The organism is uncultured Boseongicola sp., from assembly GCF_937988555.1.
In the GTDB taxonomy this organism is placed as follows: domain Bacteria; phylum Pseudomonadota; class Alphaproteobacteria; order Rhodobacterales; family Rhodobacteraceae; genus Boseongicola.
This window is the reverse complement of record NZ_CALJXO010000083.1, coordinates 1-18,119: the sequence shown is the minus strand read 5'-3', so window position 1 is coordinate 18,119 and position 18,119 is coordinate 1. Positions and strand designations below refer to the sequence as shown.

Genomic DNA, 18,119 nt, shown 5'->3' with positions numbered 1-18,119 from the left:
GAAAGATCAAGATCGTTCACACACAGAATGAACATTTGGGCAATTGTCGCCAAAGCAATCGGAACCGCCAAATTCAACAACAGGTTCAGCCCGAAGTAGCTCATCGTGCGCGGCTGCAAATAGAAAATTGCGGCCAAAAGTGCAGCCAACGACAAAGCTGGCAAAAGCGTGCGCAAGGCCTTGGGTGTCAAAAACCGTGCCATCTAAGCATCCTCTTTTTCAAAGGAAGCACCCAGTATATTGGCCTCGTTCAACGCGTCCCCCGAGAGTTCAGCCACGATCTTGCCTTCGCGGAATACATAAACGCGGTCACAATGTTTCAGCTCGTCAGTTTCCGTGGTATACCAAATCAAAGCGCGTCCATTGGCTGCTTCCTCCGCTAGGATCTCATAGACTTCCTGCTTGGTACCTACATCAACGCCGCGCATCGGATCGTCCATCAAAACGATCCCTGCGTCAGAGCCGAGCGCGCGTGCAAACAGCGCTTTCTGCTGGTTGCCGCCCGACAATGATAAGATGTTGTTGGCCATATCAGGTGTGCGAACTGAAAGCCGGCTTTGCCAATCTTGCGCCTCTCGCTCAGCACGTTCGAAATCAAACGAAAGGCCCTTCTTTAGTCGTTCAAGCGAACTGACAAAGATGTTTTGCGTGATCGACCAAAGCGGAAAAATTCCATCGGTCTGCCGATCACCGGCTACAAAAGCCGCCCGATCAGTGGCCACGATAGGGCCGCGAGCGCCCTGTGCCGCTTCGAATATTCGAACCAACATTTCGGTTTGGCCGTGCCCGCTAAGCCCCGCAAATCCGACAATCTCGCCGGGGTAAAGAACAAGCTGATGCTCGTCCTCCGCTGGGCCTGTCACGACCGGCGGCCCTTCACGTTTGGCGCCGCTCCTTGCCCCAAATTCGCTGTTCTCAGCCAAAACATCGCCCATATCACGCACAAGACGGGCGCGGTCAAAATTCCTTGCCTCGTCAACTGCGACTGAACGACCATCACGCATGACGACGATTTTGTCAGAGGCATCCAATATCTCGCCAAGCAAGTGAGAAATCAGGATCACGCTGCCCCCCTTACCAACGAACTGTCGCACGAAATCAACCAGTTGCGCTGCAGAATTCTGGTCAAGTGACGAAGTCGGTTCGTCCAAGATGACAAGTTCAATTTTTGAGGTGACGCTCGAAAACGCCCGCGCAATTTCGACCATTTGGCGGCGCGCAATGGAGAGCGAACTGACTTCGGTGTCTGGCGAAATGCCATGCCCAGGAAATATCCGGTCCAGCTCGTCCAGAATGACTTTCCGCGCGGCCTTGCGCCAACCAATGCCTTTGATCGACGGATGCGAAATGCGTAGGTTTTCAGCTACCGTCAGATTGGGGCAGAGTGATAGTTCCTGAAAAACCGAGCGAACGCCGTGCCGTGCAGCACCAGCTGGGTCATAGCCATTGTCCAGTAACACCCCACCAATTTGAACCTCTCCCTCGTCGGGGAGGATCACGCCAGACAGTACATTCATCAACGTCGATTTGCCGGCACCGTTATGGCCTACCAGGCCCACGCAAGAGCCGCGATTAACCTCAAAATCGACTCCAGTGAGCGCGCGAGCAGCGCCGAAATTCTTTTCGACGCCGCTCATTTTTACCAGTGGTGCCGCGCTTTGCATGTTTTGGACTCTCTTTAAAACGCCATGCAACTCGCTGCACCGGGACGATCAGTTGTCTGAAATGACCGCGAGTGAATCTTCCAAAGAATACTCGACATTGGCGACACCGCCAACTTGGGTGTTCGCCAGATTTTCTTCGAGCGTATCTTGTGAAATTGTCAGGAACGGAACCGACAAGTCCTGCGGAACAGTCGCACCGTCCAGCACTTGCTGAGCCACCCAGAAAGCAAGGGTCGAGACGCCGGGCGCGATAGAAACAGACATTGTCTCGTACCCGTTTGCGTCTTTCTGCTCTTTCCACCAGGTCAGTTCGTCATGGCGGTTGCCCATCACGATAATTGGTGTCGGACGCCCTGCAGCTTTAAACGCCTGCGCAGCACCATACCCGTCACCACCTTGGGTTACGACGCCCTTGATCTCGGGCAGGCTTGGCAAAATACCCGCGACAGCCCGCTGGGACACATCCTGAGCCCAATCCCCGTGAACTGATCCCTGGATTTTGAACTGCGCATTCTCAGCCACACCCTCATGGATGCCTCCCGAAATCTCATCATCAACGAAAACGCCCGCCAAACCCCGGATTTCAAGTAAATCGCCTCCGTCTGCCAGGCGACTGGCCAGGTATTCAACCTGAACCTTACCCATGTTGTGGAAGTCGACCGCAATACGATAGGCGCACGGCTCCGTCACAATACCGTCGAAAGACACCACAACGACACCAGCGTCGCATGCCTCCTTCACGGCACCATTCAGAGCTTCGGGTGACGCTGCATTTATCACGATGGCATCATAGCCTTGCAAAATCAGATTCTGAATTTGCGCCGCCTGTTCGGTCACCTGATTTTCGGCCGTCGTAAACGCGTCGGCTGCGGCGACTGTGCCATCCGCAACAGCGGCGCTGGCATTCTTTTCCCAACTTGTGAGCATCGCCTGCCGCCAGGAATTACCCGCATAATTGTTTGATAATGCGATTTTTTTGTCTGATGTATCGGCCACGGCTGTAACAGAAGTTGCAAGTGTTCCCACTGCAGCCGACAGGCACAATAGCCCGAGTGTCGAAAGTTTCATGTCTTCCTCCCAATGCAAAATTCATCGTCTTATTTTAGCGACGACCACTTCGTTTGTCCAAAACGGAGAAGCTTTTTTCAGCTCTTCCAGAACAATCTATGGATTTGTTAACTTGTCGGAACCAGCGCCTGCGAGGGATCGACTGCGTGTCTCAACAACAGACAGTGCGGGTATCCGCAAAAGCCACACTCAATTCGGACGATGTTCATCGTTTTCGCTCAACCACAGCTTCAACTGACCCTCGGCAATCGACATGCCTTCAAGATTCAACAATCCACGTGAAAGAGCGATTGCGACAGAGCGCGTCCTGGAATTGAACGCTGGCCCAATGTTGTCCTGGCTCGCTACGTGCTCGATACCTAGCTTCTCGTAAAGTTGCTTCAGCCGACTTTGAACGGAGCGGGTGGAAATCCCGCGTCGTGCGGCAATCGATTTGTCCGTCATACCCAGAGCGATATCCATCAAAACCTCGAATTCGGTGTTGGACAAACCTTCGTGGATATCTTCTGTGCGTTGCTGGACGCCCCTGATTTCACGGTCGATAATACACTGATCTTCCTGAAACACGCCCAGCACCGCTAGACCAAGACGATGCTCAGACGCAGTCTTGAGCAGATATCCATAAACTGCCTCTTTCGGCACAATTCTGGAAATCCCTCGAACGTAGGCTTCGTCGGAATAGTTCGACCAAAACAATATCCGCATATCGGGCCGCTTGGCCCAAATGGTCGAGGCCGCCGCGATGCCGCTGAAAACTGGCATTTGCAAATCCATCACAACGCCGTCTATTTCCTTTTTTAAAACGATATCAATTGCTTCCTTTCCATCCACCGCTTCGTAAAGGGTCTCGCAACTGGGCAATGCATTCCGCACAGTGTTGGACAGAAACGAGCGATGGAACGGGTCGTCCTCGGCAATTAAGATGTTCATTCCGTGTTCTCCAACCGGGGCAACTCGCTTTCTGGGACCGCAACAGCACGGCGGAACACAGCAGACGGCACACCGCTGAATTCCTCGTCGGAAATCTGGCTGTTCAACACATCCAAAGGAACACTCAAGATGGTTTTACTGCCGTCGCCTCGCTCAAACGAGACTTCCGCTCCGATCAACGCAGCGCGCACACGTATGTTATTCACGCCTCCGGTTGAACGCCTCCAACCTTCAGTCGGCTTGCTCCCATCGTTGGCAACTTCGATCCGAATATGGTCGGAAGTTTGCGACAGGCGAACGCTGATCGCCGTACAGCCTGAATGCTTGACCGCATTCGTAACGGCCTCTTGGATAATTCGAAAAACCGCCAACCTGATGCGATAAGCGCCGTGATCCAACACATCACTCGTTGTGTCGACAACAGACGTCGATATCTCGCGATCCACGCCTTGGGTCGAGCGTTTAAGTTGTGCCTCAATCGCCTGTGTTAGCCCGAACAGGTCAAGAACTCCAGGTTTGGCATTTTCGATAATCCCGCGCAGTTCCGTTGTGCAGCGCGAAATCGTGTCGGACAGATTGTGCAGTTCGCGTACTTCAGGTCGCACATCGTCCGCCAACCGTTTTACCCGTCGATAAATCGAGGACAGATCGGCAAGCGTCTGATCGTGTAGTTCCATACCCAGCCGTTGACGTTCAGCCTCCATCGCATCTGTAAGTTTCTGCGCCCCGATCCGCAATGATTGCTCTCGACCACGTGCGGCGCCTTCGGCCGAAGCCGACGCCTGCGCCTGCTCGCCCTTTATGAGCGCGTAAATGTAGGGTGAAATTAGATCCGCAATATTTCTGGCAATCTCAACTTCACGATCACCGTACGCATTTTTCATGTGCGCCGAGATGTTAAGTGCACCCAATAACTCGCCATGAACATTCAACGAAACATGTATCCGGCTACGCAAGTTGGCCTCAAAGATAGGTGCATCAATTGCACCATCGAAATGAAACCTGGCGTCTTCCCATGCGTCATTGGTTGTCTGCAAGTCCACCTCGCCACTCAGAATTTGACGAATGGGGGAAAGGGCGTTTTCCTGCTTTTTTCCATCTATGCCCCAGATGGTCTTAACACCGGTTTCGATGGCAACATGCATGGACTTGTCACTCGGCAGGACGACGGCCACATCCATGTGGTCATAGTCAATCAGCTTCGACTTCACTGCCCCAGCGATCCGATTCAGAACCTTCTGGAAGTCAAGTTCTCCGCCGATAGCACGCGAAATTGCCAGATAATGCTCAAGTTTGATGTCGTCACAATCGTCCATTCGGTCACCTCCCACAGGAAATCTAGGGTATTGCGTCTCTTGCGCCAAGCTTGGCATTGGGTTGTGAAATGCATGTTCGTGCACAAAGACCTGCGGATCACCGCATATCAGGCTGCGCCGAACCGACTGTAAAGAATGCCATCGGACACTGTTTTTCCCTGCCCCGCCACGTTAGCGTCTCAAAACAACAATCAGAGAATTAAGATGCCTGAAGCTCCAATTGTCTATGATCCAAGATTTCGCAACATGATCTTGCCAAACGCAGAATTGGAAAGGCTTGCTGATGGAATGCTTTGGACCGAAGGCCCAGCATATTTTGCCCAGGGTGAGTATCTGCTTTGGTCTGACATTCCCAACAACAAAGTCTACCAATGGGCCGAGGGCATGGGCGTCCGCGTTTTCGACAAGGACGCCAACAATTGCAATGGCCACACGGTCGATCAAAACGGGCGGCTCATTTCCTGCGAACATCTGACCCGTCGCGTGACACGGCGCGAGCACGACGGGTCGGTGACCGTGATTGCCGATCGGCACGACGGCAAGCGGCTCAACTCTCCCAACGACGTAGTGGTCAAGTCGGACGGATCAATCTGGTTTACCGATCCTCCCTACGGAATTCTAAGCGATTACGAAGGTAAGATGGCCGATCAAGAACAAGCAGGATGTTTTGTGTATCGCGTCGATCCGGATGGAGACGGTGAACCAGTGCCCGTTGCGAGGGATTTCGACAAACCCAACGGGTTAGCCTTTTCCCGCGATGAAAGCCGTCTTTATATATCCGACACAGGTCTAAGCCATGACCCAAACGGATCGCACCATATTCGGGTCTTCGATGTCTCGGATAACCGCCTGCAAGGCGGCGCCGTCTTTGCCGAGATCGAGCATGGCCTATCCGACGGATTTCGCGTCGATACGCAAGACAATCTATGGACCAGCACTGGGCGCGGCGTTAGCTGCTATGACTACAGCGGCACGCTTTTGGGCGAAATTCCAGTGCCCGAGGTGGTTGCAAATCTGTGCTTTGGCGGCCCCAAACGAAACCGTTTATTTATCACGGCCACGAAATCTCTGTATGCGATCTATGTGGGCGTTCGCGGTTAGATAGCCTGCAGACTGAGCCGAATGTTTCCGTCTTTATGAAAGTTCGCAAAAGTCCTGGCGGTGCTGTCAGACGAATGCGAACCAGTCTAGTCCTCGTAATCTACCGCCCGCCACAGATAGTGTACGCGCGCATTCGACTGACCCAAGTTCTACGGATCTCTACCGCAAAAACCGGGTCAATTATATTCCATCAAAACGGGCCGTCTCGTGGCTAATGTCGATACCGCGCCCGTGCAGCAGATTTTCCACAGTGCGAAGCGAAAGCGGAAATCGAACGTAAAATCACCGCAAGGCGATGACTTTCCAATTTGTGGGTAGGACACGAAGATTATCATGTATGGACGTTGGATTGCCGACAAACGTCGACAGAACTGACGAAGTACTTTCGATAGTTTCGAAACACTACAATACCAAGCGACCTCGCGGTGAATTAGGCTATCACGTGCCGTCTCCGGAATCCATCGTCCCGATGGAAACCAGGCCACTCATGCACTAACACTGAAGTTTGACCACTCAGGCTGTGCTGATCATCACCATATGGCTGCCCACCCTACTCTACCGTTAGGAAAGACATGACGAAACCTGTTCAGGCCAACGATTTGGCCACATTCTGCCGTGGCGTTTTAACCGGCGTCGGAGCGGATACCGAAACTGCCCGCGATTGTACCAGATCGATGATGCATGGGTCGATTCACGGGGTCGACAGCCACGGGGTGCGCCTTTTGGGCCATTACGCCAAGGCGCTGCAAGGGGGGCGGTTGAACAAGACACCGCGGTTGCAATTCACCCGCACGCGGGCCGGTTCCGGCATGTTGCACGGTGACAATGCCCAGGGCGCGCGCGCCACCTATGCCGCGATAGATCACGCCTGCGATTTGGCGGCCGAGGCGGGGGTAGGTGCCGTGGGCATCACAGATTCATCACATTTTGGACCGGCTGGCGCCTATGCGATGCGCGCGGCACAGCGGGGTATGTTGGCCCTGGTCACCTGCAACAGTGACAGTTTCGTACGCCTGCACGACGGGGCCGAGCGTTTTCACGGCACGAACCCTTTGTCCATCGCTTGTCCTACCCTGGGCAACCCCTGGCTTTTAGATATGGCGACCAGTGCGGTGCCTTATAACCGGGTGGAACTGTACCGCTCCACCGGCACCCAATTGCCCGAAGGTGTGGCATCCAATAGCGCAGGCGCCGACACGACAGATCCGCTTGTGGCGGATATGCTCGCGCCTTTGGGGAGCATGTTCGGGTTTAAGGGGGCGGGCCTGGGCGGTGTAGCAGAACTTTTTTCGGCCGTACTGACAGGGATGAAACTATCGCCCGACATCGCCGCCATGGGCGGGCCCGATTTCAGCACGCCGCGCGGCATGGGGGCGTTTGCTATCGCGCTTGACCCCGGCGCTTTTGCCGGGGCTGAAATTGTGCAGGCTGGAGTAACGCGGTATCTGGAGCTTTTGCGCGCTTCTCCTTCCCGGCCCGGGAGAAAGGTGATGGCGCCGGGTGATCGCGAATGGGCCGTGGCGCTTGAGCGTCGCGAAAACGGCATCGTGCTTGATCCGTTGACTGCGGCCAGTTTTACCGAATTGGCGCGCACACTAGGCGTCGATCCAGTGATTTAAAATTTCCCGCGGGAACTCTAAGGGGTGCTGTGAGACGGAGGCGACCCAGTCTTTGCAGGGACAGTGAAGCTGCCCTTTTTGCCGCATCGAACGCTTTGTCACGTTAACTCAGATGAACCGAATATGCCGACGCTCCCCAAGATCACGCAGCCACAATCTCGAAGCATTCAGTGAGTGCTATGGCGCGGGTTTGATGGAGAGTTCGGCGGGAGATCAGATGGTGTTGCAGATTGAAATGGGTGTAGATGGCGTGGTGAACAGACAGAAATCGCTGTATTGATCCGGGTGATTTGAACCGTCCCATTCGGCGTTCTTGTCATTGCGATGGCCCCCTCCCATAGTTTTGCAGACAAACCACTGCCGGGCAATGGATGCGAACCTTCCGTCCGATTGTTCAGTCGATTACCGGTAACATGAGGGTGAGCCAAGCCAAGGTCCCGAAGGGCGGCTGAATATGAGCCCAGCTGATCCGTGATAATATCTTCAGGAATGTAGCTCTGTTTCTTCAATAGTTTCCGCATACGTTTAAGCGCTGCACGCATGTTTCGACGCGACCGCGCCAGCACCTCAAGAACCTCGCCTTCATCGTCAAAAGCGCGCCAAAGGCACGTCCGCTTGCCATCAATGCGAACGAAGACCTCCTCAAGATGCTAGACTCCCAAAGGTCGCATCCTGCAGGATCGCACCCTGGTTGTGATCGCCGGTCCAAACAGCAAAACCCATCGATGGATCGTTTCATAGCTGACCCCAATGCCACGTTCGTCAAGCATGTGCCCGGCGTCTCGAAAGCTCAGCGGAAAGCGAAAGCAGAGCCAGACGGGCCGTTGGAGTATTGAAGATGGAAATCGGTGGCGTGCCTAGGATATTCTGCCCATTCAACGGCAATTGCCCATCGTTGAACTGACCGTCGAGTTAATGTGACAACGCCCTATGCGATCTCGGCATTTGTCGTCCAATCATGCGAAGTCCCGGCGCGCAGAACCTCTTGCATCTGCAAAATGTGAGCGGTTGAGTTGGACCTCGTCGATCTCGCAAAGCGTATCCCGCCGCTTGCCGCCAGAAGCAGTCTTTTGTGCGTTTGGTCCTTAGCATGCGGGATGCGCCATTTTCCAAAACGTTGACAAAGTGGTTTTGCTGCTCTTTTTTGGCGAGATGGATCTCGATGAAGGTAAAATCGACGACGCTGTATTGGCTTTGCTTAGCCTATCGCTCCATGCCGAAAACCGAGCTTGGAAAGGTTTCGATTGGGATGCAATGGGACGCTTGCATTCAAAGGGACTGATCTCCAACCCAGTCGGAAAAGCTCATTCTGTCGTCCTGACGGACGAAGGCCTGCGCAAAGCCGAGCACCTTTTGCTCAAACTATTCGGAACAACCAAAAGCAGCATTTCGCTACCATAGCGGTTTTCTCAACTGTGCAGCGTTTTAGCCTGCGTCCTAGGACCTGTGATCCTGCAGCCCGAGTTCAGTCCACATCCAGCCGAAGTCATACTCGCCGATACCGGAATCATCATGTCGGGCGCTCCGGTCCTCGAAGAGCTTTAGCCACTCAAACACCTTCTTACGACCAACCGCGCTGCGCACCGCTTGGCGAGGCGACTTGCCACCCAACGCGGCCACCGGCGCGTCTCGCGATAGTGCTTGTCCATATAGTCTTGAGTAATCTGCCGGGGGAACTGAGATGGAATTTCGTCAGCGCCCTCCCGCGGCAGCTCGGGGCGCTCTTCGGCCATCATCTGTTCGACAGTGCGGATCGTAGTTAATGATCGCTTCAGGCGCTCGCCCGCGGCCGCGGTCACCAATGCTTCCACCTTAGCCGCGCGTGCAACCGAATTTACTGTGACCAGCAGGGACTTGCCCTTCAGTTCGAGAGAACCCAGCACCGTGCTGCCTGTCATCTGTGAGTCTAGCATAATGCCGCTCGCCTGTTTGCGCCGGAGGGTTCGGCGCAAAGCAAGCCAGTTCCAGAAACGCGGCCCCTCGGGAAAAAAAATTTTGGCCCCGTTCAGGCAAGGAGCGACTTCCTTTTGTGTCACGCCTGCTGCAAACGGAAACCGCAGATCGTGAAATAGCACCTCATTGCCATCCGAGTCGCAGAAGGTCGGCTGCGGCGGGTTTACCCCCGCGATGAAACTGAACCAGCACCAAATGGCTGCTTAGTTCCAGTTACGAAAGCCTCCATAAATGGGGGATTACCACTTGTCGGGTATGTGGGACGGCAGAATAATCCCAAAGCGGTCCAAGAATTGCAGGAGCTGTAAACGCAGGTGAATAGTTCTAAACCAAATCTACCTATTTTTCGACGGAATAGTCAGGACTGCGGTGAAACCCCGCGATTTCTCTGATTGCGGTGAAAAGATTTCGAACTGGCATCCGGCCTGATTGCACAGGTCCTCAACAATCGACAGTCCCAGACCATATCCAGCGGATATCGAAGCTTTGCGCACGAAGCGTCTTTTGATTTATTCGAGGTCATGTGGCCCGAGAGGGTCGCAATCATTTGAAATCACTACCCGACCTGGCCGACTGGCATCGACCATACTCGGCCATTCGCCCGAGGCGTATTTCAGCATATTGTCAAAAAGGTTGTTCAGGATGATCCCCAAAGCATCTGGATCAACATGGCTTGGCCAAGTGCCAGTCGGATATTGCAAAACGAGCTTTTTGTCTGAGGGTTCACGATTGCGAAGTTCTCTGAGCATCAAGGAAATCACTTGATTGCTATCTGTCTCGATCGCTATGCTTCCTAAACCTGACTGAGCACGAGACATTTGCAGCAGTCGCTCTACCAGTCGCACCAGGCGCTTGAGGCCCAACTCGATTTCATGGACATTGTTCGACGTTGCAGGATCATGCGACATCGCTTTAAGGCGCTGTACCTGTGCAAGGCAGATAGCGACCGGAGTGCGCAGTTCGTGCGCCGCATTGGTTGCAAACGCACGCTCGGCTTCAAACGCAGTGTCGAGACGCTGCAATAGCTTGTCGAGCGTTTCGATTGCGGGCTCAAATTCAGCAAAGGAGTTGTTACGATCAATCGAGGACAGATTATGCTCGTTCTTGTCGGCAATGTTATCGCTGAGAGCTGCGATTATGTGGACTGACCGCCGAACGGCAAAGAATGCAGCAGCGGCAAAGAGCAGCCCCAAAAGTAAAAAGCCAACGAGAACGCCCAGCACAACATCACGAATGGCTTCGTTGCGCTCGTGCATGGGTTCCGCGACTATGACAGTCATCCCGAGGTCGTGATCGGCTCTCAGCACTACAATCCTGTAGCCATTCAGTGTACTCAGACCCACTTGTGAGGGCTCTGGCATCAACTCTGCCTCCGCAAGTGGCGACCGGTCCATAACATTGCCTGAGGCATCGAGAAGCCAATAGATCGTACGCTCGTCTTGACCGATTGCCTCTTCTTCAAAAGAAAGAAGTGCCGAGAGGTCTAAAGTGTTGGGTGCGCTGTTTGCTTCTGCCGCCGTTTCCACGATTTTGAGAAGTAAATTGGCCTTGCTCGTCAGGCCGATGTCCAGAATCTCATCATATTCGTTTTTCATTAGGCTGTAGACAACGAAGACACCGGCCAAGATTGCGATGGTGCCGGGAATAATAAGAGATTTGAGGATTGCGCCGAGCAGACTCTTTCGTCGAGTGGTCATGCTACCAACTCGTAACCCATGCCACGGTGCGTTATGATCAGACCTTTTCCTAGCTTTGCTCGTAGTCTGCTGATGTGCGCCTCAAGTGCATTGCTTTCGGCCTCCTCACCGTAAGCATAGATTGACGCTTCCAGGTTTTCCCTTGGCACTATTTTTGATAGCCGGCGCACCAGCGTCTCAAGAATCCCCCATTCCTTGGCAGTCAATCGAATGGCCTGATCGTCCCTTGAAACGCTGTGTTCCGCCAGCGAGATTCTGAGGTCGCGAATGAAAATAATCTGGGATTTTTGGTCCGCGCTACGCCGACAGACTGTGTGAATTCGAGCTTTTACCTCATCAAGATCGAATGGCTTTAGAATATAGTCATCCGCCCCAAGGTTTAACCCTTTGATCCGATCCGAAACTTTATCTCGGGCGGTCAGGATTATCACAGGTGTGCTGATGCGCTGGCCTCTTATCGAAGTGAGAAAGGATAGCCCGTCCCCATCGGGAAGGAAGAGGTCCAGCAGGACGACGTCATATTCCAGAACGTGAATCGCGCTTTCAGCTTCATCGAGAGTGCCAAACCATTCAACGATGTGACAGTCCGCTTCGAGATGCTCAATGAGCGGGCGTGCAAGAGCGGCTTCATCTTCAATCAACAGAATGCGCATTTGGGTGCGTGTGTTCCTTTGCCAGTTTGTGTTGCGCAAAAAAGGAAAACGGAATGGAGGCAAGGTAGAGAAAATTAACGGCGATCATCGTCGGCCAAGTATAGACCATTAGGCACACGATCAAAACGACTGCAGCGACGATGACGAATGGCAGTTGCGACCGTCTGATCGAGGCATGTTTGATCGAGAATGTCGGTATCGTACTGACAGCGAGAAGCCCTACGGCGATAATGTAAACTGCTCGCAAAATTGGAAGATCGGTATTTTCCCAGCCATAAAGCTCCATGAAAACCGGCGTTAAAGCGAGACTTGCCAGTGCCGGTGCAGGGACACCCACAAAAAAGTCTTCCTTTTTTAGTGTCACTTCGGTGCTTTTGACCGACAGGTTGAACCGTGCCAGTCGCAAGGCACAGCAGACTCCCAAAACAAGCGACGCCAGCCAGCCCAGATTTGCATATTCCGTACCGATATAGAGCGTGTTGTAAATCAACACGCCGGGAGCAATACCAAAATTGAAAAAGTCGGCGAGTGTATCGAGTTCCGCACCAAACGGGCTGGCGCTGTCCAGAAAACGTGCCAGCTTGCCATCAGCAGCATCGAGGAACACCGCGAGCAGTATCAAGTAGAGACCCATCTCCAGGTTGCCATCAAGACTCATCCTTATCGAGGTCATGCCGGCACAGATTGCAAACACCGTGACAATGCTGGGAACGATGTGGCGTAACTTGATGTGCGATTTGCGGGTCATACCTGTGTGCCGGCGCGTTGTCGTTGCGGGTCTGACAAGTCTGCCAAAATTGTCTCGCCAGCGACTGCAGTCTGCCCAACAGCAACAAGTGGAGATACACCCACGGGCAAATAGACATCCAGACGGCTGCCAAAACGGATTAGTCCAAAGCGGTGGCCGACGTCTACCGTGTCCCCTGGCTTCACAAAGCAAACAATGCGTCGGGCAACGAGGCCAGCGATCTGTACGACACCAATCTGCACACCTTCACTGACCTCGATGGCCAAGCTGTTGCGTTCATTGTGCTCGCTTGCCTTATCAAGGGAAGCGTTCAGGAATTTCCCGTGGTGATAAATGACCTGAGTGATCTTTCCCGAAATTGGTGCGCGGTTCACATGGCAATTAAAGACATTCATGAAGACGGAAACTCTTTGCAACGGCTTGTTGCCAAGCCCAAGGTCTTCGGGCGGGATAATGTCTTCGATGAGAGAAATAATGCCATCTGCCGGCGATAGAACGAGGCCCGGCTGCTGGGGAATAACGCGCACGGGGTCGCGGAAAAAATAGTAGCACCAGATTGTTGCACCGACGCCGAGCCAGAAGAGCGGCTCCCAAACCAATGCCAGGCCAAGGGTAACAACGGCAAAGATTGCAACGAATTTCCTGCCCTCCCTATGCATTGGAACCGCAACGATTTTGAGCATGTTCATCAGTTATCTTTCAGATTTGAGCCAGGCTTCGCACAAGAACCGATACGATAAACACGGCATTTGCGCCTAGCAGGCACATTGTTGCGAGAGATCCCAGGTCTTTCGCATCGCGGGCGAATTCTTCCCAGTTGGGGGCCAGATGATCAACGATACATTCTATCGCGGTGTTCAGGGCTTCGACCGCTACCAGTGAAAAGAACAGGATCAGAAGAATACAATAGTCGGCAAAGCTGGCCCCAATTGCTGCGAACAAAACGACGATAACAGGCAACGCAAAAACGATATGCCGAAATGCTGTTTCATGCCATAGCCTGCGGACGCCTGAGACGGAGTAGCCTGCCGCCGCAAAAATATGGGCAGCTCCTGTGATCCGATCGGGCTTCGGTTGAACATGGGTCTCCGGTTTCTTCATCTACTGGCAACCTTTTGCTCGGTCCGACAAGTCGCAAAAATGTCTAGATCAGCGTTATGAACATTGGTTCTAATGTCTAGCATGCCAAGCAGCGAGTGGAACAGATTGTCGTGTGAAAGGGAGGCATTTTTCTTGTCTGCAAGGCAGTCTTTGGAGATTGAAAACTTGTCTTGGAAACCGTCTGACATCCATAGGATCATCGGTACTTTGATCTGAAATTCAGGTGCCAGAAAGTATGGTGCGCCGTGGAGATAGAGACCAGCCTCTCCAAGAGACTCACCATGATCCGAAACATAAAGCAACGCGGTTGTAAGCTGGCCCTCGGCTCTTAGGAACTCAATCGTCTGCGCCAGAATCTCGTCGGTATAGGCAATGGTGTTGTCATAGGCATTGGTGATCTCTTCTGGCGTGCAATTTTTGAATTCCGCTGTGCGACAAGCTGGGGTGAAGCGTTCAAACTCTTCCGGGTATCGCAAGTAATACGTCGGCCCATGGCTGCCGATATGGTGCAGAACTAGAACGGTATCTGTTGTAATCGTCTGTGCATATTCCTTGAGAGCCTGAATGAATATTCCGTCCATGCATTCGCCGACAGCACAGAGCTCGTCGTTCTGCGTGTGAGTAAATGACAGCGACACAGCGCGATCCGAAATACCCTTGTCGCCGGTGTTGTTGTCCCACCATTCAACATGCAACCCAGCGTAGCCTAAAACATCGACGAGATTCTCATTCGAGACGCCCTTCTCGTAGGAAAAATCATCACGGCCATACTTTGAGAACATGCACGGTAAGGAGACAGCCGTTGCCGTTCCGCAGGACGAGACGTCGGAAAAGTTGATAATGGGCAGCATTGCCAGCTTGGGGTTGGTATCCACACCATAGCCGTTCAGGCTGAAATTCTGCGCGCGCGCCGTCTCCCCGGCGACGACGATTGTAAGAACCGGTTTGCCGCCCATGACGTATGAGGCACCCTTCTTCGCATCTTGACCAACAGGCGCGACCGTCACATTGGCGGTCCGCGACATCAATTTGACGTAGCGGATCGCGCCGACCAAGGGAGCCCCCGGTTGGAAGCTGCTCATGAAATCTTTTCGTTCCCGCAAGATAGAAGCGTATGACTTCAGGTCCGCCACTAAAAAACCGGCGAACAGACTGAGGCTCAGCAATATAGTGAGGACGGGCACTCCGAAGGTCTTAAGCCTGCCTTGCGACTTTATCTTGACCGATAGGAGCACAATTGCAGGCAAGATACCAAACACCACAACATGTGTCACAAAGCCAAGCGTGATCAGATGCTTGGACTCGGTAAACGTAGTCACGGCCGCATTTTGGATCACATCCCTGTCAATGATCACTCCCAGCGAGTCCATAAAATATGATGTCACAGAGCTTAGGAGAACGATGAAGCCCAGAAATGGCTTCACAATCCAGGGGAATGCCAGGAAGCTGAAAGCCGACAGGGTCAGAAAAAATAGGGCGGACATGTATCCGGCCAGTGACAGCGGATGGCCCGTGAATACGTCCGCTGCGATGGACCAAAACGTGGTATTATAGGTGCAAAAGACGAAAATAATCGTCAGCATGGTTAAGACCACTGGCGAGACAGGTGTTGCCGAACGCAGCCTGGAAAAAGGCTTTCGAATAGAAGAACTGGAAGTCATCGAGATCGGTCCGCGCTGTTAATTTTGCCTTCTTCACCACGCGAACCTTACGCGAACCTTACGGACCAGATGTCCAGCGACAATAGAATGCGGTGGCCAATCCAATTTCCCGCATTTGCCTATTTTGCGGGACGCGCCCTGTCGATGGCAGACCCTTGTTTGGGAGCCATCGCTCTTGCTGGGTCACTTCCCAATGTCGCGCGGGCCAATTGGGTTCGTTCGGCCGCGTATCAAAAGGCTACGGAACTGAAACGGTAGAAAAGTTCAAACCGGCATTCAGAGCAATTCTGCTCGCGTTCAAGCTCTTCCAGACACACCACGATCCGTGAATTGCGCTCGGTCAGCTCACGGATCGTGGTGCTCCCCGACGAATTCGACCAGTCTCCGAATGGACAGGGACGCGGCTCCTCATGTCGCGCAATGGCCGCGCCAATCGCCAAGACGAGCGGCACGGTTAGGCATGAAAATTGTCCGACTTGAGAGGCTGCGTTCCTGATGAAAGCGATTATAGACGGAAGCGTGAACGGCGGCGAATTTCGCTGTTTCTCGGTCAGTCAGAAACCGGCTGGGTGTGTACAGTTTCTTTGGTCACCACGGCATTCACCGTCAACAACCTGATAGCATTCTCAATCTGGGCATTGATTGGTGACAAAATTACAGGGTATTTTAAGCCCCCTGATAGCACCCGAAAACCAAACACGATGTTTGGTGTAGTGCTGGCCGCAGTCGCCGTCTGGATGGTCCTGTCATAAGTGGCTTTATCCGCTTGGCAGACCTTGGAAGGTCTCAGATTTATAGAACCTGAACTTGGCAAACTCGCCGTCCAATGACTTTTCCCGCAAGACGTGACCTTGCGCGTTTGTAAGACATCGTTTCTGGTAAGTCTCGCGCTGCTCTTTCACGGCGCCATAGTCGGAGCTGCGAAATGGCCAATACTCGCCCAAACCCCGAAGCCATCCGCGACACCGCCGCGGAGCACATGCTTACGGGCATCCCAAGGGCTCACATTGATACGCCAGTAGAACAAGTAATTGATGCGTTGCGCGGCTCAGTTTTTGAATGCGCGGATACAGTGTTTGTCACCGATACCTCCGGGCATTTGCAGGGTATCGTTCGGATTAATGATCTCTTCGCAGATGGCCAAGTCCGGATCGGTGACATCATGGAGCCGGAGCATGAGGCCGTGAGGTTGGATGCGGATCAAGAACAGATTGCTGCACTGGCAATGCGGCTGAACATGATCGCGGTTCCGGTCGTCGACGGCAATGAAAGGCTGATCGGCGTGGTGCCGCCTGAAGCTCTGTTTCGTATTCTGCGTGAAGAGCACATGGAGGATCTCCAACTTATCGCTGGGATCACGCCCCATGACGACGGCCCCAGTGCAGCGCTGGACGCCAGTATTGTGAACCGCATTTCTCGCCGTTTGCCTTGGCTGGTCTTTGGCTTGGTCGCATCCTCGTTGATAACGGTGGTGATGGTGCGGTTCGAGCATGCACTCGCCGCCAACGTCGCCGTGGCGTTCTTCGTACCCGCGCTTGTTTACATCGCAGGCGCAATCGGAACCCAAGCGGTTTCAGTGAGCGTCCGAAGTTTGGCACGAGATGATGTGCAAATCCTGCCCTTGCTGCGAGACGAACTGGTTATCGGCATCGGAATAGGCGCTGCGCTCGGAGTTTTGGCTGCTGGCGCTGTGTTGGGAGTTTTTGGCGATCAACTGCTGGCCACCGCGGTTGGTTTGTCGGTCTTGGCTGGCGGTGCGATGTCAGCTGTCGTGGGCTTTGGTCTGCCGTGGGTTTTTCAGAAACTTGGGTCCGACCCTGCCATGGGAAGCGGACCGATCTGCACAATCATACAAGATGTGACAAGCCTCTTCATATACTTTGGACTGGTCAGCCTGCTGGTGCTTTAGCCAATAGCGGTTGTCCATTGTCAGGATGCACTTGCGTAACCCGTCAAGCCAGGGTGAGCGCCGTCGCAAGACAGCTCAAGGACTGACCTCGAAAGCCGCTGGGCTATATAAGTGGCCAAAATCGTGATCAAGAGAGCTTATGATACGATTCCGCCCCCAGCCGGAGTCGATCCCTGACAGGAAGTGTCTCTAAAATCTGCCCCGTGGCGAACGCGGATGGGGGCGAGGCAATGCTATCGGCAAAGGATGGTGCGGCCCACAGGCGGTTAAAGTGTTTGGGCTCTCAAGGCGCTGAAAGTAGCCGTCTGTCAAAGATCTATATCGGTTTTTCAAGCGAGTTTGGGCGAATATTCGGCAATCAGCGCTCGAGTTAAATGTTCGCCCCTCTTGCTGAGTTTTTCGATCCTTTCTTTGGGCATCGCCGAAAAATCGGTACGATACCCGGTATTCTGGTCACCCGACCTTGCGATGTCGATCGACTACAAATCCACGAACTCCTTGCGAGGCATATAAGGATTTAAAATGACGCACCACCGGACCTGAACCGAGGAGGAGTGGCGCGTATTTGTGCTGACACCCGTCGATGCGGTGGGGGGTGCGGACAAACGCTCTTTAGTTTGCCCCACAGCAGCGCTTGTACTTCCGCCCAGACCCACAAGAGCAGGCCTCATTCCTTCCCACTTTCTTTCCGTGGAACGG

General features: G+C 53.5%; 17 protein-coding genes and 2 pseudogenes. 5 read left to right on the top strand and 14 right to left on the bottom strand.

The window, feature by feature from the left end; translation table 11 throughout:
* The 5 genes and pseudogenes from Q1B15_RS04795 to Q1B15_RS04775 form a co-directional block, all read right to left on the bottom strand.
* Positions 1-203: pseudogene (locus Q1B15_RS04795) on the bottom strand (ABC transporter permease); the annotation flags it as partial.
* A complete protein-coding gene (locus Q1B15_RS04790; protein ID WP_299750935.1) occupies positions 204-1,664 on the bottom strand; it encodes a sugar ABC transporter ATP-binding protein in 1,461 nt (486 codons plus the stop codon).
* 48 nt (positions 1,665-1,712) lie between these two features.
* Positions 1,713-2,732, bottom strand: coding sequence for an ABC transporter substrate-binding protein (locus Q1B15_RS04785; RefSeq protein ID WP_299750933.1), 1,020 nt, complete (start codon positions 2,730-2,732; stop codon positions 1,713-1,715).
* Positions 2,733-2,921: 189 nt separating this feature from the next.
* Complete coding sequence (locus Q1B15_RS04780; protein WP_299750930.1) at positions 2,922-3,662, bottom strand: response regulator transcription factor; 741 nt, start codon at positions 3,660-3,662, stop codon at positions 2,922-2,924.
* Positions 3,659-4,978: an ATP-binding protein gene (locus Q1B15_RS04775; RefSeq protein WP_299750926.1), complete on the bottom strand. Its 1,320-nt coding sequence runs from the start codon at positions 4,976-4,978 to the stop codon at positions 3,659-3,661. Before Q1B15_RS04775 ends, Q1B15_RS04780 begins: the two co-directional genes overlap by 4 nt.
* A 204-nt stretch (positions 4,979-5,182) precedes the next feature.
* Here Q1B15_RS04775 and Q1B15_RS04770 point away from each other — a divergent pair, with 204 nt between their 5' ends.
* Together Q1B15_RS04770 and Q1B15_RS04760 are read left to right on the top strand one after the other, a co-directional pair.
* The gene (locus tag Q1B15_RS04770; protein ID WP_299750923.1) at positions 5,183-6,079 is read left to right on the top strand and encodes an SMP-30/gluconolactonase/LRE family protein; all 897 of its coding nucleotides are present in this window, start codon (positions 5,183-5,185) and stop codon (positions 6,077-6,079) included.
* A 572-nt stretch (positions 6,080-6,651) separates the two neighbouring features.
* Complete coding sequence (locus Q1B15_RS04760) at positions 6,652-7,698, top strand: Ldh family oxidoreductase (protein ID WP_299750920.1); 1,047 nt, start codon at positions 6,652-6,654, stop codon at positions 7,696-7,698.
* Positions 7,699-7,840: 142 nt separating this feature from the next.
* Here the strand turns inward: Q1B15_RS04760 and Q1B15_RS04755 are convergent.
* Positions 7,841-8,531 (bottom strand): annotated as a pseudogene (locus Q1B15_RS04755) (IS6 family transposase).
* A gap of 298 nt (positions 8,532-8,829) precedes the next feature.
* Here Q1B15_RS04755 and Q1B15_RS04750 point away from each other — a divergent pair.
* Complete coding sequence (locus tag Q1B15_RS04750; protein ID WP_299750917.1) at positions 8,830-9,099, top strand: DUF6429 family protein; 270 nt, start codon at positions 8,830-8,832, stop codon at positions 9,097-9,099.
* A gap of 140 nt (positions 9,100-9,239) precedes the next feature.
* Here the strand turns inward: Q1B15_RS04750 and Q1B15_RS04745 are convergent, their stop codons facing one another.
* From Q1B15_RS04745 to Q1B15_RS04715, 7 genes are all read right to left on the bottom strand, one after another.
* A complete protein-coding gene (locus Q1B15_RS04745) occupies positions 9,240-9,611 on the bottom strand; it encodes a hypothetical protein (protein WP_299750914.1) in 372 nt (123 codons plus the stop codon).
* 549 nt (positions 9,612-10,160) lie between these two features.
* A complete protein-coding gene (locus tag Q1B15_RS04740; protein ID WP_299750910.1) occupies positions 10,161-11,348 on the bottom strand; it encodes a histidine kinase dimerization/phospho-acceptor domain-containing protein in 1,188 nt (395 codons plus the stop codon).
* Entirely contained in the window at positions 11,345-12,001 is a 657-nt protein-coding gene (locus Q1B15_RS04735; protein ID WP_299750907.1) for a response regulator transcription factor, read from the bottom strand. Before Q1B15_RS04735 ends, Q1B15_RS04740 begins: the two co-directional genes overlap by 4 nt.
* Positions 11,982-12,749 (bottom strand): phosphatidylcholine/phosphatidylserine synthase, encoded by a 768-nt coding sequence (locus Q1B15_RS04730; protein ID WP_299750904.1) that lies wholly within the window; start codon positions 12,747-12,749, stop codon positions 11,982-11,984. The genes Q1B15_RS04735 and Q1B15_RS04730 overlap by 20 nt, the downstream gene beginning before the upstream one ends.
* Positions 12,746-13,438: a phosphatidylserine decarboxylase gene (locus Q1B15_RS04725; protein ID WP_299750901.1), complete on the bottom strand. Its 693-nt coding sequence runs from the start codon at positions 13,436-13,438 to the stop codon at positions 12,746-12,748. The genes Q1B15_RS04730 and Q1B15_RS04725 overlap by 4 nt, the downstream gene beginning before the upstream one ends.
* A gap of 10 nt (positions 13,439-13,448) precedes the next feature.
* A complete protein-coding gene (locus Q1B15_RS04720) occupies positions 13,449-13,850 on the bottom strand; it encodes a diacylglycerol kinase (protein ID WP_299750898.1) in 402 nt (133 codons plus the stop codon).
* Positions 13,847-15,511 carry a phosphoethanolamine--lipid A transferase gene (locus Q1B15_RS04715; RefSeq protein WP_299750895.1) on the bottom strand — a complete coding sequence of 555 codons (1,665 nt, stop codon included), beginning with the start codon at positions 15,509-15,511 and terminating at the stop codon, positions 13,847-13,849. The genes Q1B15_RS04720 and Q1B15_RS04715 overlap by 4 nt, the downstream gene beginning before the upstream one ends.
* A 467-nt stretch (positions 15,512-15,978) precedes the next feature.
* Here Q1B15_RS04715 and Q1B15_RS23350 point away from each other — a divergent pair, with 467 nt between their 5' ends.
* Positions 15,979-16,263: a hypothetical protein gene (locus tag Q1B15_RS23350; protein ID WP_366141673.1), complete on the top strand. Its 285-nt coding sequence runs from the start codon at positions 15,979-15,981 to the stop codon at positions 16,261-16,263.
* Between the two features lie 173 nt (positions 16,264-16,436).
* Positions 16,437-17,420, top strand: a complete 984-nt coding sequence (locus Q1B15_RS04705; protein WP_299750892.1) for a magnesium transporter — start codon at positions 16,437-16,439, stop codon at positions 17,418-17,420.
* 612 nt (positions 17,421-18,032) lie between these two features.
* Here the strand turns inward: Q1B15_RS04705 and Q1B15_RS23345 are convergent.
* Positions 18,033-18,101 carry an SEC-C metal-binding domain-containing protein gene (locus Q1B15_RS23345; RefSeq protein WP_366141674.1) on the bottom strand — a complete coding sequence of 23 codons (69 nt, stop codon included), beginning with the start codon at positions 18,099-18,101 and terminating at the stop codon, positions 18,033-18,035.
* Positions 18,102-18,119: the final 18 nt, after the last annotated feature.